This is a genomic window from Catellatospora tritici (assembly GCF_019083965.1).
Classification (GTDB): domain Bacteria; phylum Actinomycetota; class Actinomycetes; order Mycobacteriales; family Micromonosporaceae; genus Catellatospora; species Catellatospora tritici.
Map to the genome: position 1 here is coordinate 189741 of NZ_JAHRCY010000002.1, position 23175 is coordinate 212915.

The window sequence follows — 23175 nt, forward strand, 5'->3', positions numbered from 1 at the left end:
CCCCCCCCCCCCCCCCCGCCGCGCGCCCCCCCCCCCCCCCCCGGGGGGGGGGGGGGGGGGGGCGCCCCCCCCCCCCCCCCGCCCTCAGCTCAGCGCGCTCAGTAAGCGCGCCCACAAACTAAACCTCGTGCTCCCCGCCCTGCCGCCCGTGCGAGTAGCTGGGCGCCTCGATAACCGGAGCCTTCGTACCCGTGCTCACCGCCAGGTGCGGGAACTTGGCGTCGAACGCGGGCCGCTCGGAGCGGATGCGCGGCATGCTGTCGAAGTTGCGCAGCGGCGGCGGGCAGCTGGTGGCCCACTCGAGCGAGTTGCCGTGGCCCCACGGGTCGTCCACGGTCACGATCGGACCGGTCCGGTAGGACTTCCACACGTTGTAGATGAACGGCAGCGTGGAGGCGCCCAGGATGAACGCGCCGACGGTGGAGAACCCGTTCAGGAAGGTGAAGTCGTCCGAGGGCAGGTAGTCGGCGTACCGGCGGGGCATGCCCTCGGCGCCGAGCCAGTGCTGCACCAGGAAGGTGGCGTTGAAGCCGATGAAGGTCAGCCAGAAGTGGACCTTGCCCAGCTTCTCGTCCATCATCCGCCCGAACATCTTCGGGAACCAGAAGTAGATGCCCGAGTACACGGCGAACACGATGGTGCCGAAGAGCACGTAGTGGAAGTGCGCCACGACGAAGTACGAGTCCGACACCTGGAAGTCGATCGGCGGGCTGGCCAGCAGCACGCCCGACAGGCCGCCGAAGAGGAAGGTCACCAGGAAGCCGAGGGCGAACAGCATCGGTGTCTCGAAGGTGATCTGGCCGCGCCACATGGTGCCGATCCAGTTGAAGAACTTCATGCCGGTGGGTACGGCGATGAGGAAGCTCAGGAACGAGAAGAACGGCAGCAGCACCTGGCCGGTGGCGAACATGTGGTGCGCCCACACGCTCATCGACAGCGCGGCGATCATCAGGGTCGCGGCGACCAGACCGGTGTAACCGAAGATCGGCTTGCGGCTGAAGACCGGGATGACCTCGGAGATGATGCCGAAGAACGGCAACGCGACGATGTACACCTCGGGGTGGCCGAAGAACCAGAAGAGGTGCTGCCACAGCATCGGGCCGCCGGTGGCGGGGTCGAAGACGTGGGCGCCGAGGCGCCGGTCGGCCAGCAGGGCCAGCAGCGCGGCGGCCAGCAGCGGGAAGACCATGATCACCAGGAGGCTGGTGACGAGGATGTTCCACGTCATGATCGACATACGGAACATCGTCATGCCGGGCGCGCGCAGGGTCAGGATCGTGGTGATCATGTTGACCGCGCCGAGGATGGTGCCCAGACCCGACAGCACCAGGCCCGCGATCCACATGTCCGCGCCGATGCCGGGCGAGTTGATCGCGTCGTTGAGCGGCGCGTACGCGAACCAGCCGAAGTCCGCGGCACCGCCCGGCGTGATGAACCCCGCGGTGGCCAGGCTCGCCCCGAACAGGTACAGCCAGTACGCGAAGGAGTTCAGGCGCGGGAACGACACGTCGGGTGCGCCGATCTGGATCGGCACCACGTAGTTCGCGAACGCGAACACGATCGGCGTCGCGAAGAACAGCAGCATGATCGTGCCGTGCATGGTGAACAGCTGGTTGTACTGCTCCGGGGTCAGGAACTGCATCCCCGGCTGCGCCAGCTCGGCGCGCATCAGCAGCGCCAGCAGGCCACCGATCAGGAAGAACACGAAGGCGGTGACCATATACATGATCCCGATCTGCTTCGCGTCCGTGGTACGCAGCAGTCGCGCGATCGCCGAACCCTTGATCTGCTTTCGCACGGGGTAGGGCCGCGTCGCGATCGGCTGCGGTGCGACGGTGGTCACGTGTGGCCTCCTGTGGCTGGCCCGGCCGCCACGACGCCTGCGCGCCGCCGCCCGGATTGATCAGTTGAGGCGTACCTCGGAGGCAGAATAATCCTTCGCAGGTGGCCAGGGAGCGCGGGGTGCACCTAGCCGCGCCGAACGGTGTAAGTTGGCGGCCCGGTCACGCGGGCCGGGCCGCCGTTCACGTTCGGCGGGCCGCTGGTCAGCGGGTGCCCGCCGCGGCGCTGAGATTGAGCGAGATCGCACCCGCCGCCACCGCGGCCAGCACCAGCAGCACCACGCCCCAGGCGATCAGCCGGTCGGCCGCGCTGATGCGGTGCAGCCAGCGGGTGAACCGGCTGCCCGCGACCACGGCCGTGCCGCCCAGCGGGTCGGTGGTGACCGCGGTCGCACCCGGATCGGGGGTGAGTGTCTTCACGACGGTCACCGTCGCACCGGCCAGAATCAGCAGTGTCCCGAGTACGGCCAGCAGACCGGCGATCCAGTCCTTCATCGATCGTCCTCCCCAGGGGATGGGATCGCACCGGCCGGGGTGCCGGTGTGACCGCCACAGGCTAGACGCCGACCGGCGGCTACGCACCGCGAGAAACGTGAGAGGGTCATAGGTATGGCGAAGAAGCCTCCCCGCGACGATGTCGGTGACCAGGACCTGACCGTGCGTGCGCCCAAGGACAGCGCGGCCGGCCTGCCCGGGGTGATGCACGGCCTGCGCGCCGCGGGGGCGCAGATGGGCGTACGCCGTTCCGCGCTCACCCTGCTCAAGATGAACCAGGCCGACGGGTTCGACTGTCCCGGCTGCGCCTGGCCCGAGCCGCTCCCGGCGCACCGCACCCACTTCGAGTTCTGCGAGAACGGCGCCAAGGCGGTGGCCGAGGAGGCGACGCTGCGGCGGATCACCCCGGCGTTCTTCGCCGAGCACGCCGTGGCCGACCTGGCCGGGCGCAGCGACTACTGGCTGGGCCAGCAAGGGCGGCTGACCGAGCCGATGGTGAAGCGGCCAGGCGCGACGCATTTCACACCGGTCGGCTGGGACGAGGCGTTCGCGCTGGCCGCGAGCCACCTGCGCGCGATCGAGCCGGACCGCGCGCTGTTCTACACCTCCGGCCGCACCTCCAACGAGGCCGCCTTCCTCTACCAGCTGATGGCGCGGGCGTACGGCACCAACAACCTGCCGGACTGCTCGAACATGTGCCACGAGTCGTCCGGCGTGGCCCTGAACAGCACCATCGGCATGGGCAAGGGCTCGGTGACGCTGGAGGACATCCACCAGGCCAAGCTGATCGCGGTGGTGGGCCAGAACCCGGGCACCAACCACCCGCGCATGCTCAGCGCGCTGGAGATCGCCAAGCGGAACGGCGCGCGGATCATCTCGGTGAACCCGCTGCCCGAGGCCGGGCTGATGCGGTTCAAGAACCCGCAGCAGGTCGGCGGCCTGGTCGGCGGCGGCACCTCGCTGTCCGACCTGCACCTGCCCATCCGGGTCGGCGGAGACCTGGCGCTGTTCCAGGCGATCGGGTCGCTGCTGCTGTCGTGGGGCGCGGTGGACGAGAGCTTCGTCTCCTCGTACACGGCGGATTTCGAGGCCTATGCCGAGTCCGTGCGCGAGCTGGACTGGGACCTGGTCGCGACCGCGACCAGCCTGACCCGCGACCAGATCGAGGCCGCGGCTCGCCTGTTCGCCGACTCGCCCGCGACCATCGTCTGCTGGGCGATGGGCCTGACCCAGGGCCGCGACTCGGTCGCGACGATCCGCGAGGTCGTCAACGTGCAGCTGCTGCGCGGCATGATCGGCCTGCCCGGCGCTGGCCTGTGCCCGGTGCGCGGCCACTCCAACGTCCAGGGCGACCGGACCATGGGCATCTGGCACGAGCCGCCGTCGTGGCTGGCCCGATTGGGCGACTCACTCTCCCTGCCCATGCCGTCCCGGCGGGGGTACGACACCGTCGAGGCGATCCGCGCCATGCGCGACGGCGAAGCGTCCGTGTTCATGGCCCTGGGCGGCAACTTCGCCGCCGCCTCGCCCGACACCGACGTCACCGAGGCGGCGCTGCGCTCCTGCGCGCTGACCGTGCACGTGTCCACCAAGCTCAACCGCTCGCACGTGGTCACCGCCGACCCGCAGACCGTGCTGATCCTGCCCTGCCTGGGCCGCACCGAACGCGACACCCAGGCCGCGGGCGACCAGTTCGTCACCGTCGAGGACTCGATGTCGTGCGTGCACGCCTCACGCGGCCGCCTCGCCCCGGCCTCGCCGCAGCTGCGCTCCGAGGTGGCGATCGTGTCCGGCCTGGCCGAGCACCTGCTGCCCGACTCCACCATCCCGTGGCAGTCGTACGCCCAGGACTACCGCTCCGTCCGCGCCCTGATCGCCGACACCGTGCCCGGCTTCACCGACTTCGAGGCGAAGGTCCGCGAACCCGGCGGGTTCACCCTGCCGCACCCGCCCCGCGACAGCCGCCGCTTCCCCACCCCCGACGGCCGTGCCCGGTTCACCGCCAACACCCTCGCGGTGCTGACGATCCCGCCTGGCCGCCTACTCCTGCAGACGCTGCGCAGCCACGACCAGTACAACACCACCATCTACGGCCTGGACGACCGCTACCGCGGCGTCAAGGCGGGCCGCCGCGTCGTCTTCGTCAACCCCGACGACCTGCGCGAACTCGACCTCGCCGACGGCACCATGGTGGACCTGATCTCGGAGTGGGCCGACGGCGAGCGCGTCGCCGAGTCGTTCCGCGTGATCGCCTACCCGACCGCCCGAGGCTGCGCCGCGACCTACTTCCCCGAAGCGAACGTGCTGGTCCCGCTGGACTCCACCGCCGCCGAGTCGAACACACCCACCTCGAAGCAGGTCATCGTCCGGCTGCGGCCGCGCTGATGGGCCGGGCCAGCGACCGCCGCACCGTCACCCGGATCGACCTGTCCGGCTCGTCCGCGCGCCGCCAGGACATGCTGGCCGCCGAGGAGCCGCTGGAGATCCGGGTCGGTCACCGCGGCCGCCCCCGCCGTCCACTGGCCGTCACCATGCGTACCCCCGGCGACGAACTCGACCTGGCGCTCGGCTTCCTGCTCACCGAAGGTGTGATCACGTCGCCCAGCGACGTGATCACCGCCCAGCTCTGCGCCGGCCCCGAGGTAAGGAAGGGCCCCCTGTTATCGCTTTCCGTAGGTGAAGGGCCCGTTCTTAACCTCGCGGAGCAGGAGACGGAGCAGAGCGGCGGATACAACGTGGTGGACGTCGTGCTGGCTGATCACGTGCCGGAGCCGCAGGCGGGGGTGGAGCGCAACTTCTACACCACCAGCTCGTGCGGCGTATGCGGCAAGGCCAGCATCGACGCCATCCGGGTCCGTTCGCGGCACGACGTGACCGCCGATCCGCTGCTCCTGGCCGCCTCGGTGCTCGCCGAGCTGCCCGACCGGCTGCGGAAGGCGCAGCGGACCTTCGAGCGCACCGGCGGCCTGCACGCGGCCGGGCTGTTCACCACCGCCGGGGAACTGGTCAGCGTGCGCGAGGACGTGGGGCGGCACAACGCCGTCGACAAGGTGATCGGCGCGGCGCTGCAGGCCGGGCGGCTGCCGTTGGCCGGGCACGTGCTGCTGGTCTCCGGCCGGGCCAGCTTCGAGCTGACCCAGAAGGCGTGGCTGGCCGGAATCCCGGTGCTGGCGGCGGTGTCGGCGCCGAGCACGCTCGCCGTCGACCTGGCCGAGGAGGCCGGTATGACCCTGGTCGGCTTCCTGCGCGGCCAGACCATGAACGTCTACACCCGCCCCGACCGCATCCTCCCCTGACCACCCGCCCCTTCCCACGCCGCCGCGCCGCTGGGGGTCGCGCCGCCCCGCGACACTGGAGGGTGCAGTTTCGGGAAACAGCACGAAAGCGGGCCAAGATTCCTGCACTTTCCCCGAAACTGCAGGGTGGGTCCGCGCGGTCAGGTGTGTGCGGGGGCGTAGGAGCCGTCCGGCGCGACGGACCACCGGCGGCCCGGACCCTCGTCGACCAGGGCGGACGTGTCCGCCAGGCGGCACAGCCGGGTGGCGAGCTCCAGCTCGCTGGCGCCGGTGACCCGGGCCAGCGCGTCCCCGGCGACCAGTACGACGGCGGCGGGCTCCAGCCGCAACACCACCCGCGGCGGCGGCCCGGCCGACTCCTCGGCGGATCCGATGGACACGTCCTCGACGCCGTACGCCTCGGCCAGGGCGGCACGCAGGCGTTCCGGCGAGGCGTCCGGGGCGAAACAGAGGCGGTACGCCGCCCGCCCGTGCTGGGCCGCCTGCCCGACCCGGTCCACCCCCTCGGCCAGGTAGGCGCGCAGCACCTCGGGTTGCAGGTTCAGCGCCGCCAGCGCGGACAGGGTGAACGGCACCCGGTCCACGTCGTAGGTGCCCTTGGCCGGGTTGGCGAACTCGGTGCCGTACCGGTTGGCGGGGTCCATCGAGACCAGGCGGCAGGCGTAGAGGTGGTGCCGGATCAGGCGGCCGTCAGGGCTGGGGCTGTCCCGGAAGGTCAGCGGCACCGGCGGGGTCACCACCGCGCGCAGCTCCTCGTCCAGTTCGCGCAGCAGCGCCGCCATCAGCGAGGCGTCGTGCTTGTCGCGGCCACCGCCGGGCGTCACCCAGTATGGCTGGTCCAGTTCGGGGCGGGTGCGGCGGAGCAGGATCAGCTCCGGTCCGTCGAGCAGGAGCGCGCTGACCCGATCCCGATCCGGTACCGCCACCATGGCACCAGCCTGACCGGTCGCCGGGCCGCTTGTCGACCCGCCCCCGACGTGGTTGAGTCTGCGCCAGCACTTATAGCGCCCCGGTAACCGTCACCGTCACTGGAGTGATCACCATGACCGCCCCGACCGATCCCGCGAACGAGGAAGCTCACCTCGAGACGGTCGACATGCTGCTGCACCTGTCGCGGCGGTCGCAGGCCATGGTCGACCGGCTCATCGGCTGCCTGGACCGGATGGGCCAGCAAGAGCAGGACCCCGAGCGGTTGAAGAACTTCTTCGAGCTGGACTTCCTCGCCCTGCGGATGCGCCGCAACGACGAGAGCCTGCTGGTGCTGGCGGGCGGCGAGTCGGCACGCATCCGCCGCGACCCGGTCCCGCTGGAGGAGGTGCTGCAGGGCGCCTGCTCGGAGGTGGAGGACTTCCGCCGGATCGAGTTCGGCGTGGTCGAGCCGGGGTTCGTGGTGGCCGCCCCGGTCGTCAACGACCTGGTGCACCTGCTGGCGGAGCTGTTCGACAACGCGGCCGCGTTCTCCGCCCCGGACACGAAGGTGCTGGTGGAGGTGCGGCGGGTGACCGACCGGGCGGTGATCCTGATCGAGGACCGGGGTATCGGCATACCACCGGCGCGGCTGCGCGAACTGAACCAGCGGCTGGCCCACCCGGCGGTCCAGGTCGGCGCGGTCACGGTCCGGCAGATGGGCATCGGGGTGGTCGGGCGGCTGGCGCAGCGGCACGACATCCGGGTCGAGCTGGAGCCGGCCGGGGAGCGCGGCATCGCCGCCTCGGTGGTGCTGCCCGCACACGCCCTGGTGGGATGAGCCCGGGGCGGGCGTAAAACCGGTTCACGCCATCCGGGAGAATGGTGGAAACACCTCTGCGCTAGTGGCTCGCCTTGACGGCCCGCCTGGACGGCGGACCGCCGACGCCTCCCACCAGCGTTCTCACGGAAAGGACGTGCTGGTCGTGGCTGTAAGCCCCGAGGCCGACTGGGTCTCCCGCTTCGCGGATGAAGTGATCGCCGAGGCGGAGCGTCGCGCGCCGGGCAAACCGATCGTCTGCGCGTCCGGCCTGAGCCCGTCCGGCCCGATCCACCTGGGCAACCTGCGTGAGGTGATGACCCCGCACCTGGTCGCCGACGAGATCCGCCGCCGCGGGTACGAGTGCGTGCACGTCCTCTCCTGGGACGACTACGACCGGTTCCGCAAGGTCCCGGCCGGGGTCCCCGGCATCGACCAGTCCTGGGCCGAGCACATCGGCAAGCCGCTGACCTCGGTGCCCGCCCCGGCCGGTAGCACCTATGCCAACTGGGCCGAGCACTTCAAGGCGCCGATGATCGAGTCGCTGGCGCAGCTCGGGGTGGAGTACCACCCGATCAGCCAGACCGAGCAGTACACCTCCGGCAAGTACCGCGAGCAGATCCTGCTGGCCATGCGCGAGCGGGCCCGCATCGACGCGGTGCTGGACCGCTACCGCACCAAGAACCGCGCGGCGGGCGCCCAGCAGGGCAAGCTCGACGAGGAGGAGGCGGCCGCCGCCGCGGAGGCCGCCGAGGGTTCGGGCGCCGCCGGTGAGGACGACGGCAACACGGCGGCGGGGTACTTCCCGTACAAGCCGTACTGCTCGGTGTGCGACCGCGACCTGACCACCGTGGTCGCCTACGACGACGAGACCACCGAGCTCGCCTACACCTGTGTGTGCGGGCACACCGAGCAGATCCGGCTGTCCGAGCACAACCGGGGCAAGCTGGTGTGGAAGGTCGACTGGCCGATGCGCTGGGCCTACGAGGGCGTGGTCTTCGAGCCCTCGGGCGTGGACCACTCCTCCCCCGGCTCGTCGTTCCAGGTCGGCGGGCAGCTCGTCGGTGAGATCTTCGGCGGCGAGCAGCCGATCGGCCCCATGTACGCCTTCGTCGGCATCTCCGGCATGGCCAAGATGAGCAGCTCGCGGGGCGGCGTGCCGACCCCGGCCGACGCGCTGGACATCATGGAGCCGCCGCTGCTGCGCTGGCTGTACGCCCGCCGCCGCCCCAACCAGTCGTTCAAGATCGCGTTCGACCAGGAGATCCAGCGCCTGTACGACGAGTGGGACACCCTCGGCCGCAAGGTCGGCGACGACACCGCCACCCCGGCCGACGCCGCCGCGTACACCCGCGCCGTGGGCACCGCCGCCGGGCTGCTGCCGGTCACGCCGCACCCGCTGCCGTACCGCACGCTCGCCTCGATCGTCGACGTCACCACCGGCGACGAGGCGCAGACCCTGCGCATCCTGCGCGACCTCGACCCGGCCGACCCGGTCGCCTCCCTGGCCGAGACCCGGCCGCGCCTGGACAAGGCCCAGCGCTGGATCACCACCCACGTGCCCGCCGACCAGCGCACCCGGGTGCTGGCCGCGCCCGACGCCGAGCGGCTGGCGGCGCTGGGCGAGACCGAGCGGGAGTCGCTGCGGCTGCTGCTGGCCGGGCTGGACGAGCACTGGTCACTCGAGGGCCTGACCACGCTGGTGTACGGCGTGCCGAAGGTGATGCTGGGGCTGCCGCCGGACGTCAAGCCGACGCCGGAGCTGAAGGTGGCGCAGCGGGAGTTCTTCGCCCTGCTGTACCACCTGCTGGTGGGCCGGGACACCGGCCCGCGCCTGCCCACGCTGCTGCTGGCGGTGGGGCCGGAGCGAGTCCGCTCACTGCTGACCCCGTGACCCGCTGACTCGGCCGACCGGCCCGCTCTTACCTTGACGCTGGCCTATCCAGAGGACATTCCGCGAAATCCGTCCCCTGGATAGGCCAGCGTCAATGCATTGACGCGTGCCTCGAGCGCCCTCGCCCGCGCTCGGCGCCCGTGCTCCGCACCCAGGATGGGCGTCAGGCGTCAGGCGTCAGGCGTCAGGGCCGAGGTTCGAGCAGGTGGTCGCGCAGGGCCTGAACCATCGTCTCGTCCACGCCCAGGCGCTGCTCCGCGTAGCCGCGCACGGAGCCGTACGCCCTGGTCAGGTCCGCCAGGAACAACCGCATGATCTCCGCCGGCGCCCGGCCGTACCCCGGCCAGATCGGCGGGCGCCCCATCCGGGCCGTGATGTCGGCCACCAGGTGCTCGGTGGCCAGTTCGGTCAGCGCGAAATCGGCGACGACGACGTCCTCGGGCACCTCCAGTAACGACAGCACCAGCGCGGCGACGATCCCGGTCCGGTCCTTGCCCGAGGCGCAGTGGAACACCGTGGGCGCGCCGTCCGCGGCCGCGATCAGCTCCAGCGCAACGCGCAGCTCGGCCACGCCGTCCTCGGCCACCTCGGCGTACTTCCCGGCCAGGAAGGGCACCGGGTCGACCTCCGGCCCCAGCTCCGCCTGACGGTAGGGCCGCTGCTCGATGCTCAGGTTGTGCCAGGTGAAGCTGTCGTGCCCGCGAACCCGGCCGTTGCGCTCGATCTCCCATGGGTAGCGCAGGTCGATCACGGTGCGGACACCGAGCGCCAGGAACGCGGCCCAGTCGGCGTCGTCGAGCTTGCTCAGGGAGTCCGACCGGTACAGCCGACCCCAGCCCACCGTCCTGCCATCGGCGGTGCGGTAGCCGCCGAGATCACGGAAATTGTGCACCCGTTGGAACGGGACATGTCTGCTCACATCGCCCGACTGTACGGCGCACCCGTTCACCCCGCCGTCCCCCGCGCGCCGGTTGGCGGTTGTCCTGGCGGGGCATGCTGGAACCATGGCGAACGAGTGGAACGAGATCGGTGACCGACTCCAGGGACTGGGACTGAAGCTCAAGCTGCACTTCGAGCAGTCCGGCCCCGACGCGTGGCCCGACGCGCTGAACAAGCTCGGCACGGCCGTGGAGGACCTGTTCAAGACCACGAGCAACGCGGTACAGGACGAGGCCGTACGCGCCGATGTCCGTGACGTGGGGCATCTGCTGGCCGACGCGGTCTCCAACACGCTCGGCAAGGCGAGCCAGGACATCCGCGGCCGCTTCGGCAGCGACGCCCGCGACAGCGGTGGCCCCGAGGACAAGGCACCGGGCACGGATCCGGGCACGGGCACTCCGTGAGCTGACGCGGCCGGATCAGGCACCCGCGGCGCGCCGGGCGGTGCGTCAGACCGTGGACGACCCGCCGTAGACGGTGTCGACCAGCGCGGCGCGGGCGGGCACCAGCGCGCGGCCCTTGGGGAGGGACAGGGTCGCACACCGTCGGTACGTTGGCTTGCATGACCGACGAGACGGCCCGCAGCGGCTGGCAGAACGGCGTGCTGGCGGCGACCTCGCTGCTCGCGGCGGTGATCGGGGCGTGGGTGCTGCTGACCTTGGTAGCGCCGCAATCGAAGTTGCTCGCCGTCATGGCGGCGCTGCTCTGGGCGGCCGCCATGACGGTCCTCGCCGTACGGGCGGTCCGGCTCGGGGTGTACACCGAACAGTCCGTCCTGGTGGTCCGCGGTATGGCGCGGACCTGGCGCATCCCCGCCGCCGATGTGGCCCGGGTGCCGGTGGTCGAGCAGTCCAACGGCCGGGGCGGCCGCTACTTCGCCCCAGTGATCATGTATTACGTCACCGCCGAGCCGCGCCCGGTCGCATCGCGGGCGACGCCGTCGGGCGAGCGGCCGACCGCGGGCGTACTGGTGCCGTGGCAGTCGGCGCCGACGGAGCAGGACGCGCGGCGCTACGCGGAACGGATCGAGGCACTCGTGGCGCGGGCCCGCGCCGCGACGGGCGAATCCACCGCGCAGTAGGCACGCCCGAGCAGGACCGGAACGCTGGGCTCCCGCGGTGCCGGGGACGTCCCGCCGGGGTCCGGATACGAGTCGTAGTCGGCCTGACCAGCGCTGCTAGAGAGTGTCGAGGAACGCGCGGACAGCTACGGCCAGCGGTTTCGTACCGGCCTACAGTCGCAGCATGTCCTTGACCAGGCGGTGCCTGACACGCCACTGATCGCGGTCGCCCGAGGGCAGGGGGAAGCCGCCTTCGCCGAAGACCCAGTTGAGGTAGGCCACGAACGGCATGGTGGTTTCCCAGGAGAACAGCCCCTCGACGCACCCGTCCGGCAGCACGATCCCGTAGGGGCTGCCCCCGCTGACGTTCTGCTTGTGGAACTTGTCCGGTGCCAGCGGCAGCACGAACAGTCGTGAGTCCCGCCGAGCGCTCCAGGCGTCGTCGAAGTACTCGCGGATGGACTCGTCGCTGTGCCGTGTCCCTTCCACCTCCAACACGAGGGGGTCGGCGTCGGCCGAACTCGTCCATTCCGGATGTGTCCCGACGAGCCATACGTCCCCCACGAGCCGGACCCATGACAGCAGGGTCAGCGGTACGGCCCCGAATCGCCGCTCCAACCACCTCGCGTGCTCGTCGGCGGCCGGCGTCGGCGGATGGTGGGCCACGCAGGGGGTTTCCTGGTCGTCATTGCCGTGGAACCGGTAGCCCTCGTCGGTCAGACGTCGCACGATGAGCTCGATGTTGTGCCGGGCGCGGCGGGCCATCTCGTCACACACGAGCTGCGCCTCGTCGAGGAGCTCGGGGTGCGACCGGATGGTGCCGCCCAGCTGCCTGAACTCGTACCAGACTTGGTCGTGCTGCCCGTTCTGATAGCGGTCCAGCCACCGCGGCTCTCGGTTGATCATCGCGTCATTATCGCGTCGCGGCTCAGCCCCGCACAGATCATGGCGTCGCGGCTCAGCCCCGCACAGATCATGTTGGCACGATGGTCCGGGTCAAGCTACGAGCAGGCGGAGGCCGAGATCTGCCGCGTCGAGGTCGGCGAGGTCGCGGTTGCGCTCGGCCCACCGACCGGAGGCGAGGTCGTCGTCGAGGCTTCGCATCGCCCGCTGCTCGGCGTCGGGCCCGACCCTCGTCCATACCGACATCGCACGGCGCACGTGATCCTCCAGATACGCCCTCGGTCGGCGCCAGTACGCCTCGAACAGGCCGTCGGCGCAGTCCCACGGAACGGGGACCGGCTCCGCGCGGGCGCCGATTGCGTCGGCCATCCCGGCAAGCGAGGGAAATTCTGCGAGGACGGTGGTGAACTCGGGCAAGTAGTCGCGGGTCAGCCAGAACCGGTCCTGCCATCCGGGTTCGTCGGTGTCGAACGTGAGCACCACCACGCGACGGGCCACGCGCCGCATCTCGCGCAGCCCGGCGATCGGGTCCCCCCAGTGGTGGACGGTGGAGACGGCCATCGCGGCATCGAAGGACTGGTCCTCGAACGGCAGGCTCTCCGCAGCGGCAGCCACGCACGGAGCCGCGCCCGCGGGACGCTGCGCCCGCATGACCGCCGACGGCTCCACCGCGGTCACGTCACGATCAGAGGGCTCGTAGGAGCCGGTGCCGGCCCCGACGTTCAGCACTGTCTGTGCGTCCCCGAGCGCGTCCCAGATCTGCGCGGCGATCCGCGGCTCGGTGCGCCGCGTCGCGGTGTAGGCACCGCCGATCGCGTCGTACAGCCGTGCACCGAGCATCTCCATTTGCTCTTCTGGTGTCACCGTCAGTCCCTTCCCTCGTGCCCTGAGTTCCCTGTCGATGGCCGCGACCATGGCATCAGCGCGATCGCGCCGCTCCAGCAGCAGGCCGCGCAGTCGGTGCAGGTGCGCGACCGCGTCGGTGGACGGGTCGCCGACCAAGTCCGCGACCTCCCGCAGCCCGAACCCCAGCCGACGGTAGGCCAGCACCTCGCGCAGCCGCTCCACGTCGCCCGCCGAATAGGCCCGGTACCCGGCCGCGGTCCGTGCCGACGGCCGTACGAGCCCGATCTCGTCGTAGTGATGCAGCGTGCGGACACTCACGCCGCCCAACTCGGCCACGCGTCCTACGGTCCAGTGCTCTTCCACGCGACCGACTATGCAGCCTGACGCCAGGTGAGGGTCAAGCGCTTCGCTGCTGGCAGCAAGAGCCGAACGCGGAGCAGCGGATCTTCGGTGACTGCCGCGAGCCAGAGCGATGGTGTGGTTCAGAGAAACATGCGTGCGCTGCCCGCCGCGCCGGCCCGACCACGCTCAACGCACCCGGCTCCGACAGCCGCAGCGACCCTGTCCCGTCGGATCAGACCGTGCCGTTCGGGCGCGACATCCCACCGAACTGGTGCTGCCCCGGCGCACGATCTGCCGCATCCGCCGCCGCTGCTGGTCGGTCAACCCCCGGCTGCCCGTCGTCCGCGACTGGCCGACCCACTTCCCTAGCGTGTCGAGTAAACGATCCCGAGCGGCTGCCAGAAGAGCAGCATAATCGGGGTGAGAAGATCTCTACGAGTGAAGCGCCTGGTCATGGTCAGTTTGATCGTGAAACCATCCCCGGTCACGATGCCGACACTACCGGCGGCCAACACCGTGAATGTTTGCGATCACGGACTAGCCAGTCATGGCTGGCGATACGGCATCCCTGCAGGCCCAATGGAGCTAACTTGATAGTGTGGCCAAGGCTAAAGGGCGATCGTCGACACCCAGGTCTGACCGCTCGAAACTTGGCCCCAATGCCAAGGTGCTATCGGCGTGCGGTGCCCTCCTCCTTATCGTTGTCACGGCACTGGTCACGCCACTAGGCCAAAAGCTGATTGATGCGATCTGGCCCAGACGCGAAACCACACTCGTGGTCTCCAGCTCATGGCCCATGCCGGGTGGCGAAGGACTTTCGTGCCTGACCTCGATGGGCGTCGCCGGATTCGGGAATGCTCCGGACCTGGTAAAACTTGCCGAACGCCTAACCCCAAGCCGCGATCCCCTCTTGCAGGTAGTGGAGCAGGTCAAGGCGGCCCCTTGGTACAAAGGTGAGTTACGCATCAATCTCACCACACCAGACGATCGGCCAGTCTACGTAACTGGCGTAAGTGTCGTCATACATGAGCGCTCGACCCAAAATCCATCCTGGGGGTTGGAATTCAATCCTGGCTGCGGTGGTGGTCCGCCAGTACGACTCTTTGAAGTGTTGCTCGATCGGGGCAGCGTGCTCGATCGAGGGGTGTACGGCGACACGTCGGGAGAGATAGCCGACCCTACGTTTATGCCACGAACCGAGCCGCTCGGCCGCACATTCATCGTGTCGCGAAGCGATCCGGCCGAGCTTGTCTTTCAAGTCGCGGCATGTCGGGGGTATTACGAATGGGGAGTAGTGATCGATTACCTCGCTGGCGACCAAGCACGTAAGACGTTTGTTGGCACCGCACGTGATCCCCTTGTCATGTCGGCTGGTTGGGAAGGTACCCGCCGACACTTCGCCTGGATCGATTGGAACGCGAATAGCGTACACGTCAATGACGGCCCTCTACCGGAACCGCCCACCGGCGCAGGCTCGAATCGACAGATGCCGTGGCATGCAGCCGAGATCTGCCGCTGACCGCGAAGCCGAATCGAAAGTCTAGGCCGGGCCGCGCACAGCAGCCGACAACAGTTCGGCCCACGTCATGAGGTCGAAGTCGATGGCCCGCGCAGCACCGTCGCTGAGTACTGCCATCGGCGCATCGGGCTGTAGATCGATCCGTCCGACCAGCGCGTGTTCGGCTACGGCCGGGTCGGTCGCAGCGCTGGACATGCTGATTGAGGAGGCGCGGGGAACGACTGAAGTTGATCAAAGGCTAAACTGGCCGCCGATCCGTGGTTTGCCCAAGGCAAGCCCACGGGTCGGCGGCTTTTGCGTTTGCCGACAGGGCAGTTTCCATCTGCCGCACGAGCCTTACTATGAGCGCCCCACCGGCAACAACCGCAGAAGGCAACATGAGCTTCGACCTCTACGTCTGGCACGAGTCCGAGTCGATTACCGCCGACGATGCACGCATCAAACTTGAACGGTGGGCTGACGGACAGCCGGACGTCTTCGACGCGCACTCCCGCGTGCCAGCACTGCGGGCCGCGCTGCTTGAGATGTTCCCACCGCTCGAAAACCTGAGCATCGACGACATCGATGATCTCGGCGTCTGGAGCTACACACCAGAACCATCTGACTACGTACTCGCCATCTCGTGTGTGTGGTCGCGAGCAGATGAGGTTGGTAGTGCCGTCCTGCGGCTAGCGGCAGAACATGGCCTGGTCTGCTACGAGCCCGGCTTTCACGTCCTGAACCCCAACGCCCCTGGCTACGCCCCGCCCTTCACCCTGTCCTCTGCGGTATCGCCCACTGTTCCCGATCCTGACGACAAGCGGTTGGACTGGACGGTGCGGCGGCTCAGTGCAGGCGACTTCTACGCCGTGCTGGAGCGAGCTGACGGCTGGTACGCGCAGGTCGGCTACGGGCGGTCGGCTGGCGTACCGACCGGCACCTATGCGCTGGAGCATCGCGAGGGGTCGGCCGAACGGCATTTCCGCACGGAGACCACTGACGTTGTCGAAGCCGTTCGGTTCTTCCAGGAGTTCCGCGCCGGTACTGACGAGTGGCGGCGACGTCACGTCTGGCGTCCGCTTGGCTAGGGCCAGGGCCTGACCCCGTTCGGCGGAATCGTGGGGCTTCAGCCGCTGCGATGTGGCATGGATGTGGCACGGATGTGGCACGACAGAGATCACAGCCCAGAAAAAGCGAAACGCCCAGGTCTTTCGACCTGGGCGTTTCCTAGGTGGAGCCGAGGGGACTCGAACCCCTGACCCCCACACTGCCAGTGTGGTGCGCTACCAGCTGCGCCACGGCCCCTTGTTACTGGTAAGTCCCCGTTTGCCGTTTCCGTCGCTCGGGCACCTGCGAAATAGTACACGGCCCCGGCCCCCCTGCAAAAACGGGTATCCCCCCGCGTGTTGATCACGGCGTCGGGGGCATGACACACCGTCGAACCCGACCATAAGTTCATGATCAACCGGGTGGGTGGGGTGGGTCAGTTGAGGGTGGGGTTGGGGGGGTAGTTGGCCAGGGCCGAGGTTAGGCCGCCCTGGCGGCGGAGGACGAGGGGCCAGAGGTCTTCCGGTTGGGTACGGAAGGGGTCGCTGGGGAGGGCTTCGAAGACGAACCAGGAGCCCTCGGCGATCTCCTGCTCCAGTTGGCCGGCGGCCCAGCCCGCGTACCCGTGGTAGACGCGGACACACTCCAGGCGCTGGCCGACGCGGGCCGGGTCGCGACTGAGGTCCACCGTGCCGATCTGGCCCATCACCCGGCTGAAGCCGACGAAACCGGCCACCCCGGCCCGCGCACGGGCCACGCAGATCGCCGAGTCGGTGCCCACGGGGCCGCCCTCGAAGAGCACCCCGGGCTCGCGCAGCAGCGATTCCCAGCCCGGCAGGACGTCGCCCACCGGCGCCTCGGTGGGGCGGTTCAGCACCACCCCCAGCGCTCCGTCGGCCTCGTGGGCCAGCACGAAGACGACCGTACGCTCGAAGTTCGGGTCGTTCAGTGTGGGCAGGGCAACGAGCAGGTGCCCGGTCAGTGACTCCACCCCGTATCGCCCCGAACCCTTCCCCGCCTTGTCATGCCACGTGGTGTGTGGCTCTCCCGACGCCATGACTGGCACGATATCCGCCCGGACCCGACATGGTTAGGGTCTCGGCACGGCTTCTGCGACGGATATGGCCACTGTCGGCGATTGGACACTGTCTGACCCGCCCGTCACGCGGGCGTCACCGACGGCTTCTAGAATCTGCGGATGCTTCTCTCCGGCGTCGTCCGCCCCGATCTGCCGCTGCTCGCCGTCGCCCTGCCGGAGGAGGCGGAGCACCTCGACTCACCGTTCCCGGTGCTGCTGACCGGGGTCGGCAAGGTGTGCGCGGCGATGTCGGTGACCCGGGCGCTGGCCGCGGGTCCACTGCCCAAGGAGATCATCAACCTGGGTACGGCCGGTGCGCTGCACCCCGGGTTGTCCGGGATCCACCTGATCAGCCGGGTGGTGCAGCACGACTTCGACTCCGCCACCATCGCGGCGCTGACCGGACAGGTCTTCGGCGCGCCGATCGACCTGGCCGACGAAGGTCCGGTGCTGGCCACCGGCGACGTGTTCGTGGCCGACCCGGACCTGCGCGAGGCGCTGGCGCGTACCGCGGGGCTGGTCGACATGGAGGCCTACGCGGTGGTCGCCGCGGCGGCGGCGTTCGGGGTGCCGGTGCGCGTCGTCAAGCACGTCAGCGACGAAGCTGACGGGCAGGCGAACGTGAGTTGGTCCGCGGCGGTGACCGAGTGCTCGAAGGCGCTGGGCGCCTGGCTGGCGCGGGCCTAGGTCTCCCCGCCCAGGTCTATCCCGTAGGCCTGGTAGAGCACGTCGGCGCTGTGCTGCCGGTACTCGGTGAGCCGCTGGGCGAGTTGTTCCTCGCTGCGGTGGTCCAGCGGACGGGCGGAGACCGCGTCGAGCAGCGCGCGCCGGTCGTCCTCCAGCGCCCGCACCCGGTGGACCAGGCGCGGGGCGTCCTTGACGACCTCGCCGAGCCCCTGTGCGGGCCCCAGTACGGCGGCTCTCATCTCGTCCAGTGGATCGGTGGCCATAGCTCACCCCCGGGACCGCGAAACGTCCTTACGTTCGATGGTCACGCCGGTTCGCGGGCATGTCTACCCTTTGCCCAGGTTTGAACGATCGTTCAGCCAAGCGCGAGGGCCCCAGCCGCGTCACACTGGGCCACGCTGGGTCGTGCTGGGCCACGCTGGGTCGTGCTGTGCCACGCTGGGTCGTGCTGTGCCACGCTGGCTCGTGCAGTTTCGGGGAAACTGCACGAATTCACGGACGCATTGCTGCAGCTTCCCCGAAACTGCAGCAACACGGCCGAGCGGGCCGGCCGGGCGGGAGTCCGCCCGGCGGGACGCGCCGCTCCTACTGCCAGCGGAACAGGCGGATCGCCAGCACCCACGTGGCCAGCACGTACCCGGCGAGGACCGCCAGGTGCAGGGGCTGCGGCCAGTGGCCTGCCGCGGCGTCGGCCATCGCCTGCACTCCGGCGCCCAGCGGGGTCAGGTCGCTGACGTGGCGCAGGCCGGACGGCATCACCTCGCGCGGCACCCACAGCCCGCCGAAGAACAGGATCGGGAAGAACAGCACCGACCCGATCCCCTGCGCCACCTTGACGCCCGGTACGGCGGCGGCGACCAGCAGCCCGATGCCGAACAGCGCCGCCGCCGACAGCACCAGCGCCACCGTGAACGCCACCAGGTCGTCCGGCAGCGCCACCCCGAACGCGAGCCGCCCGAGTGCCAGCAGCACCGCGGTGCCGAACGCCATCAGCACCAGGTGCACCAGCAGTTGAGCGGCGAGCAGGTCACGCGGCCGGGCCGGGGTGACCGACAGCCGCCGCAGCACTCCACGCTCGCGATAGGTCACCAGCTGCGCGGGCAGCATGTTCAGCGCGATCATGCCCAGGGCCATGGCGATGAGGATCGGGACGTACAGGTCGATGACGCGGTGGCCGCCCAGGGCCGGGTCGGCCTGCCGGAAGCCGGGGATGCTGCCCAGGATGACCAGGATCAGCGGGGTCAGCAGGATGCCGAAGATCACTGCGGCGGGGTCGCGCAGGAACAGGCGCGCCTCCATCCGTACCAGCTTGTTCATGCCGTCGCTCCTGTCAGTGCGATGAACGCGTCTTCCAGCCCGGCATGCTCGACCCGCAGCTCGGTGGGGGTGACGCCCTGGCGGGCCAGTTCGGTGACGACGGTCAGCAGCACGTCGCGCCCGGCGACGGCGAGCTCGCCGCCCTCGTGCCCGACCGAGTCGACCCCCGGCAGGGCGGCCAGCGCCGCCTCGTCCACGGTCGACGGGGCGCGGAAGTACACCCGCTGCCCGGCCGCGACCCGGGCGACCAGGCCCTCGGGGGTGTCCACGGCGGCGACGCGGCCCTCGTGGATGACGGCGATACGGTCGCACAGCCGTCGGGCCTCGTCCATGAAGTGCGTGACCAGGACGATGGTCACGCCTCGGGCGCGTACCTGCTCGATCAGCGCCCAGGTGTCGCGGCGGGCCTGCGGGTCCAGGCCGGTGGTGAGCTCGTCCAGGATCGCGATGCGCGGCGAGCCGACCAGCGCCAGCGCGATGGACAGCCGTTGCTTCTGACCGCCCGACAGCTTGCCGTACGCGGTGTCGCGCACCTGCTCCAGGCCGAGCTCGGCCAGCAGCGCCCGGGGGTCGGCCGGGTTCGGGTAGAACGAGGCGAACAGGTCCAGCGCCTCGACGACGCGCAGTCGCTCGGGCAGCGCCGCCTCCTGCAGCTGCACGCCGAGCACCCGGCGCAGCCCGTCGCGGTCGGCGTCGCGGTGCGGGTCGAGGCCGAGCACGCGCACCGTGCCGCCGTCGGGGCGGCGCAGGCCGCTGACGCACTCGACGGTCGTGGTCTTGCCCGCGCCGTTGCGGCCCAGGATGCCGAAGATCTCGCCCTCGGCGACGGTGAAGCTCACCCCGTCCACGACGGTACGGTCGCCGTACCGTTTGGTCAGGTCGGTTACTTCGATGACGGTCATGGCGACGACGCTAGGGACGGCGACGCGGGGCGGCAATGCGTCCGGCACCACGATGGGGGTGGTGCCAGCCCCACCCCCATGACGGGTCTCACGGGCACTGTGCGCGCGGCGCGGCGGCCGCCAGACTGGCCGGGTGATGAGACAGCGGGCTGCCGTACACGGGCTGGCGATGCTGCGCGGCCTGCAGCTGGCGGGTCTCGCCGCCGCCGGGCTGCTGGTGCTGATCGGACAGCTGGCCGCGTTCTTGCCCGGGTTCGGCCTGGGCATGATCTTCCTGCTGCCGGGCCCGATCCTGCTGGCGCGCCGCTTCACCGGGTACGCCCGCACGCGTCTGGACCGCTGGACCGGCGTGGCCGCCCCCGCCGACTACGTGCCCGAGCCGCCGCCCCCGCAGCGGCAGCCCGACGGCTACTACCGGCACGACCGGCAGCTCTACCGTGGACCCCGGCTGCCCCGGTTCATGCAGCGGCTGGAGTGGGTGCTCGGTGACATGGCCACCTTCCGTGACCTGCGCTGGCAGCTGCTGAACCCGCTCACCGGCGGACTGCTCGCGCTGCTTCCGGCGGCGCTGCTGATCGGCGGACCGGTGCTGCTGTGGCGTGGGCTGCCGAGTTGGGCAGCGGTGCCCGGCGTGGACCGCGGGGTCGCCGCGGGGGTGCTCGGCTGTCTCGCGCTGCTGCTCGGTCCGGTGCTCGCACCGGCCGCCGTGCGGGCCTCCGGGTACCTGAGCCGCGCGCTGCTCACTCGGGGTGGGCGGTGGCGGCAGACGCTGGGCAGCCGGGCCAAGGGCTGGTTCCAACGACAGGGCATGTCCGGGATGCGGGTGCTCTCGCTGCTCGGGTTGAGCCTGCTGGGGCTGCCGCTGCTGGTGCTGACCGTGCTCGGGCTGCTGTTCGGCTACGGGCTGGGACTCATCTTCCTGATCTCCCCCGCGCTGAGCTGTATGCGCTGGCTGGCCAACTGGCGCCGCCACCTCGCCGGGACCTGGTCGGACGTGCCGGTGCCGCGCCCCTATCTGCCCCGGCCGCCACTGGTCCGCCGTCCTGACGGCATGTACCAGGTGGGCAAACACCTGTACCAGACCGAGCAGATGGCCGCGTTCCACCAGCGGCTGCTGTGGTTGACGCGCGACCGGGCCACCTGGCGCGACATCCTCTGGCTGGAAACCGACCCGATCGTGGCCCTGCTGCTGCTGGTCCCGCCCACGTTCCTGGTGGTGTACGGCATCTGGGGGCTGGCCATGCCGCGGCTGTGGATGACGCTCCTGCCCATCCCCGACTACGGCAACGACTGGTACGGCAAGCTCGGCGGCTCCGCCGCCGCGGCCATCCCGGCGGGCCTGCTGCTGGCCTGGCTGGGCGGCCGCCTGTCCCCGCTGGTGCTGCGCCTGCACGGCCGCTGGACCGCGCTGCTGCTCGCCCCGACCAGGGGCGCCCAGCTCGCGCAGCGGGTGGCGACGCTCACCCGCAGCCGCGCCGACGCGGTCGACGCGCAGGCGGCCGAGCTGCGCCGGATCGAACGTGACCTGCACGACGGCGCCCAGGCCCGGCTGGTGGCGCTGGGCATGACGCTGGGCGCGGTCGAGCAGCTGGTCGACACCGACCCGGCCGCCGCCAAGGCGCTGCTGGCGCGGGGTCGGGAGTCGGCCCAGACCGCGTTGCGTGAGCTGCGCGAGCTGGTACGCGGGATCTATCCACCGGTGCTGGCCGAGCGCGGCCTGGCCGACGCCGTACGGGCGCTGGCGCTGGACACCCCGCTGCCCGTGACCGTCACCGCCGACCTGCCGCAGCGGCTGAGCGCGCCGCTGGAGTCGGCCGCATACTTCGCCGTGGCCGAAGCGCTGACCAACGCGGCCCGCCACGCCGGTGCGAACGCCGTCGCCGTCGAGCTGACCGCCGACGCGGTGCTGCGGATCACCGTCGCCGACGACGGAACCGGCGGCGCCGACCCCGCTCGCGGCAGCGGACTGCGCGGCATCGAGCGCCGCCTGGGTATGTTCGACGGCGTCCTCACCGTCGACAGCCCGCCCGGCGGCCCCACCCGGCTCACCATGGAGATCCCATGCGCGTCGTCCTCGCCGAGGACCTCTACCTCCTCCGAGAGGGCCTGATCCAGCTGCTGCAGGCGCACGGTGCCACCGTGGTCGCGGCCGTCGAGACCGGCCCCGAGCTGTTGACCGCGCTGACCACGCACCGGCCCGACGTGGCCGTCGTCGACGTCAGGCTGCCGCCCACGCACACCGACGAGGGGCTGCGTGCCGCGCTGGCCGCCCGGCGCGAGATCCCCGGGCTGCCGGTGCTGGTGCTGTCGCAGCACGTCGAGCAGCTGTACGCCCGGGAACTGCTGGCCGACGGCTCGGGTGGCATCGGCTACCTGCTCAAGGACCGGGTGCTCAACGCCGAGCAGTTCCTCGACGCGGTGCGCCGGGTGGCCGCCGGGGGCACCGCGATGGACCCGGACGTGATCGCGCGGCTGATGTCGGGCGGCCGGGCCAAGGCGCCGGTGGCGGCCCTGACGGCCCGCGAGCGCGACGTGCTCGGACTGATGGCCGAGGGGCGCTCCAACACCGCGATCGCCCGCGGCCTGTACGTCTCCGAGGGCGCGGTCGGCAAGCACATCGCGAGCATCTTCACCAAGCTCGACCTGGCCCAGTCCGACGACGACAACCGTCGCGTCCTGGCCGTCCTGGCCTACCTCGACGACAGCACCACCGGCCCCGCCGCCCACTGACCGTCCCCAAGATCGTCTAAGTTGCCCGGCAATCGTGGGTATGTAAACGCTCCCACCCCCCGATTGCCCGGCAATCGCGCCGATCTCGGGCGGGACGGACGGGACCGGGGCGGGGCGGGGCCGAGGGCGGGGCGGGGGCAGGGGCGGGGGAACGGCAGAGGCCGGTGCCACCGTGTGGTGGCACCGGCCTCGACGGGTGGAGGTGCCGGGAATCGAACCCGGGTCCATCGCCGCATTGCCAGGGCTTCTCCGAGCGCAGCTCACTATGTCTCTACTCGGCCCCACCGATCACATGAGCAAGACGGTGTGACGGGCCCAGTCGCGATTGATCTCGCCTCGGCAGCCCCGCGACGGGGCCAACTCGGCCAGCCCATTAGCTGATGCCGGTGACCAGGCCATGGGCACTCCTGGACCGACAGACTAGCTACTCGTCTTAGGCGACGAGTGCGTAGTCAGCGCGCTTAGCGTTGGCGCTTATACGTTTCCGACGACGATTTTCGAGACGACGTCGGCTTCCTCGGCTCGCTTCTCCTGCCTCAACGTACGATGTCGAAACCTGTCACCCCCGTAGTGG

The 23175-nt window shown here is 70.3% G+C and carries 22 protein-coding genes, 1 tRNA gene and 1 other RNA gene; 11 read left to right on the forward strand and 13 right to left on the reverse strand.

All coding sequences use genetic code 11. From position 1 onward, the window contains the following. Positions 1 to 118: 118 nt before the first annotated feature. Both ctaD and KUA19_RS04735 read right to left on the reverse strand, forming a co-directional pair. Entirely contained in the window at positions 119 to 1843 is a 1725-nt protein-coding gene (gene ctaD, locus KUA19_RS04730) for an aa3-type cytochrome oxidase subunit I (RefSeq protein WP_217394867.1), read from the reverse strand. 202 nt (positions 1844 to 2045) lie between these two features. Beyond that, positions 2046 to 2336 carry a hypothetical protein gene (locus KUA19_RS04735; protein ID WP_217394868.1) on the reverse strand — a complete coding sequence of 97 codons (291 nt, stop codon included), beginning with the start codon at positions 2334 to 2336 and terminating at the stop codon, positions 2046 to 2048. A gap of 114 nt (positions 2337 to 2450) precedes the next feature. On the opposite strand from KUA19_RS04735, the gene KUA19_RS04740 reads away from it, so the two are divergent. Further along, the gene (locus KUA19_RS04740) at positions 2451 to 4721 is read left to right on the forward strand and encodes an FdhF/YdeP family oxidoreductase (RefSeq protein WP_217394869.1); all 2271 of its coding nucleotides are present in this window, start codon (positions 2451 to 2453) and stop codon (positions 4719 to 4721) included. Then, positions 4721 to 5632: a formate dehydrogenase accessory sulfurtransferase FdhD gene (gene fdhD, locus KUA19_RS04745; protein WP_217394870.1), complete on the forward strand. Its 912-nt coding sequence runs from the start codon at positions 4721 to 4723 to the stop codon at positions 5630 to 5632. The genes KUA19_RS04740 and fdhD overlap by 1 nt, the downstream gene beginning before the upstream one ends. Positions 5633 to 5772: 140 nt before the next feature. Here the strand turns inward: fdhD and KUA19_RS04750 are convergent, their stop codons facing one another. Next, entirely contained in the window at positions 5773 to 6561 is a 789-nt protein-coding gene (locus KUA19_RS04750) for an NUDIX domain-containing protein (protein ID WP_217394871.1), read from the reverse strand. A 113-nt stretch (positions 6562 to 6674) separates the two neighbouring features. Between KUA19_RS04750 and KUA19_RS04755 the strand changes: the two genes are divergently transcribed. Beyond that, positions 6675 to 7379, forward strand: coding sequence for a sensor histidine kinase (locus tag KUA19_RS04755; RefSeq protein WP_217394872.1), 705 nt, complete (start codon positions 6675 to 6677; stop codon positions 7377 to 7379). A 145-nt stretch (positions 7380 to 7524) separates the two neighbouring features. After that, positions 7525 to 9252 carry a lysine--tRNA ligase gene (gene lysS / locus KUA19_RS04760; protein ID WP_217394873.1) on the forward strand — a complete coding sequence of 576 codons (1728 nt, stop codon included), beginning with the start codon at positions 7525 to 7527 and terminating at the stop codon, positions 9250 to 9252. A 184-nt stretch (positions 9253 to 9436) separates the two neighbouring features. Here the strand turns inward: lysS and KUA19_RS04765 are convergent, their stop codons facing one another. Then, a complete protein-coding gene (locus KUA19_RS04765; protein WP_308167334.1) occupies positions 9437 to 10171 on the reverse strand; it encodes a tyrosine-protein phosphatase in 735 nt (244 codons plus the stop codon). 85 nt (positions 10172 to 10256) lie between these two features. On the opposite strand from KUA19_RS04765, the gene KUA19_RS04770 reads away from it, so the two are divergent. Together KUA19_RS04770 and KUA19_RS04775 are read left to right on the forward strand one after the other, a co-directional pair. After that, positions 10257 to 10595 carry a hypothetical protein gene (locus KUA19_RS04770; RefSeq protein ID WP_217394875.1) on the forward strand — a complete coding sequence of 113 codons (339 nt, stop codon included), beginning with the start codon at positions 10257 to 10259 and terminating at the stop codon, positions 10593 to 10595. Between the two features lie 158 nt (positions 10596 to 10753). Beyond that, positions 10754 to 11272 carry a hypothetical protein gene (locus tag KUA19_RS04775; RefSeq protein ID WP_217394876.1) on the forward strand — a complete coding sequence of 173 codons (519 nt, stop codon included), beginning with the start codon at positions 10754 to 10756 and terminating at the stop codon, positions 11270 to 11272. Between the two features lie 150 nt (positions 11273 to 11422). Here the strand turns inward: KUA19_RS04775 and KUA19_RS04780 are convergent, their stop codons facing one another. Together KUA19_RS04780 and KUA19_RS04785 are read right to left on the reverse strand one after the other, a co-directional pair. Then, the gene (locus KUA19_RS04780; protein WP_217394877.1) at positions 11423 to 12157 is read right to left on the reverse strand and encodes a hypothetical protein; all 735 of its coding nucleotides are present in this window, start codon (positions 12155 to 12157) and stop codon (positions 11423 to 11425) included. Between the two features lie 90 nt (positions 12158 to 12247). Continuing rightward, on the reverse strand, positions 12248 to 13363 hold the full coding sequence (locus KUA19_RS04785) for a MerR family transcriptional regulator (protein WP_217394878.1): 1116 nt from the start codon (positions 13361 to 13363) through the stop codon (positions 12248 to 12250). Between the two features lie 577 nt (positions 13364 to 13940). Between KUA19_RS04785 and KUA19_RS04790 the strand changes: the two genes are divergently transcribed. Continuing rightward, the gene (locus tag KUA19_RS04790) at positions 13941 to 14861 is read left to right on the forward strand and encodes a hypothetical protein (protein ID WP_217394879.1); all 921 of its coding nucleotides are present in this window, start codon (positions 13941 to 13943) and stop codon (positions 14859 to 14861) included. Positions 14862 to 14882: 21 nt separating this feature from the next. On the opposite strand, the gene KUA19_RS04795 is transcribed toward KUA19_RS04790, so the two are convergent. Next, complete coding sequence (locus KUA19_RS04795; RefSeq protein ID WP_217394880.1) at positions 14883 to 15056, reverse strand: hypothetical protein; 174 nt, start codon at positions 15054 to 15056, stop codon at positions 14883 to 14885. A 182-nt stretch (positions 15057 to 15238) separates the two neighbouring features. Here KUA19_RS04795 and KUA19_RS04800 point away from each other — a divergent pair, with 182 nt between their 5' ends. Further along, on the forward strand, positions 15239 to 15928 hold the full coding sequence (locus tag KUA19_RS04800; protein ID WP_217394881.1) for a hypothetical protein: 690 nt from the start codon (positions 15239 to 15241) through the stop codon (positions 15926 to 15928). A gap of 144 nt (positions 15929 to 16072) precedes the next feature. On the opposite strand, the gene KUA19_RS04805 is transcribed toward KUA19_RS04800, so the two are convergent. Together KUA19_RS04805 and KUA19_RS04810 are read right to left on the reverse strand one after the other, a co-directional pair. Further along, positions 16073 to 16145, reverse strand: a tRNA-Ala gene (locus KUA19_RS04805). Positions 16146 to 16323: 178 nt separating this feature from the next. Then, positions 16324 to 16944, reverse strand: a complete 621-nt coding sequence (locus KUA19_RS04810) for a YqgE/AlgH family protein (RefSeq protein WP_217394882.1) — start codon at positions 16942 to 16944, stop codon at positions 16324 to 16326. Between the two features lie 141 nt (positions 16945 to 17085). Between KUA19_RS04810 and KUA19_RS04815 the strand changes: the two genes are divergently transcribed. Further along, entirely contained in the window at positions 17086 to 17652 is a 567-nt protein-coding gene (locus KUA19_RS04815; protein WP_217394883.1) for a nucleosidase, read from the forward strand. Here KUA19_RS04815 and KUA19_RS04820 read toward each other — a convergent pair. The 3 genes from KUA19_RS04820 to KUA19_RS04830 form a co-directional block, all read right to left on the reverse strand. Beyond that, positions 17649 to 17915 carry a hypothetical protein gene (locus KUA19_RS04820; RefSeq protein ID WP_217394884.1) on the reverse strand — a complete coding sequence of 89 codons (267 nt, stop codon included), beginning with the start codon at positions 17913 to 17915 and terminating at the stop codon, positions 17649 to 17651. The two genes, KUA19_RS04815 and KUA19_RS04820, sit on opposite strands and share 4 nt — an antisense overlap. 322 nt (positions 17916 to 18237) lie before the next feature. Further along, positions 18238 to 18969, reverse strand: a complete 732-nt coding sequence (locus KUA19_RS04825; RefSeq protein ID WP_217394885.1) for an ABC transporter permease — start codon at positions 18967 to 18969, stop codon at positions 18238 to 18240. Further along, positions 18966 to 19871, reverse strand: coding sequence for an ABC transporter ATP-binding protein (locus KUA19_RS04830; RefSeq protein ID WP_217394886.1), 906 nt, complete (start codon positions 19869 to 19871; stop codon positions 18966 to 18968). Before KUA19_RS04830 ends, KUA19_RS04825 begins: the two co-directional genes overlap by 4 nt. A 136-nt stretch (positions 19872 to 20007) precedes the next feature. On the opposite strand from KUA19_RS04830, the gene KUA19_RS04835 reads away from it, so the two are divergent. Further along, entirely contained in the window at positions 20008 to 21981 is a 1974-nt protein-coding gene (locus tag KUA19_RS04835) for a sensor histidine kinase (protein ID WP_217394887.1), read from the forward strand. After that, complete coding sequence (locus KUA19_RS04840) at positions 21933 to 22601, forward strand: response regulator transcription factor (protein WP_217394888.1); 669 nt, start codon at positions 21933 to 21935, stop codon at positions 22599 to 22601. Before KUA19_RS04835 ends, KUA19_RS04840 begins: the two co-directional genes overlap by 49 nt. Positions 22602 to 22795: 194 nt before the next feature. Here the strand turns inward: KUA19_RS04840 and ssrA are convergent. After that, positions 22796 to 23168: a transfer-messenger RNA gene (ssrA, locus tag KUA19_RS04845) on the reverse strand. Between the last annotated feature and the right edge of the window lie 7 nt (positions 23169 to 23175).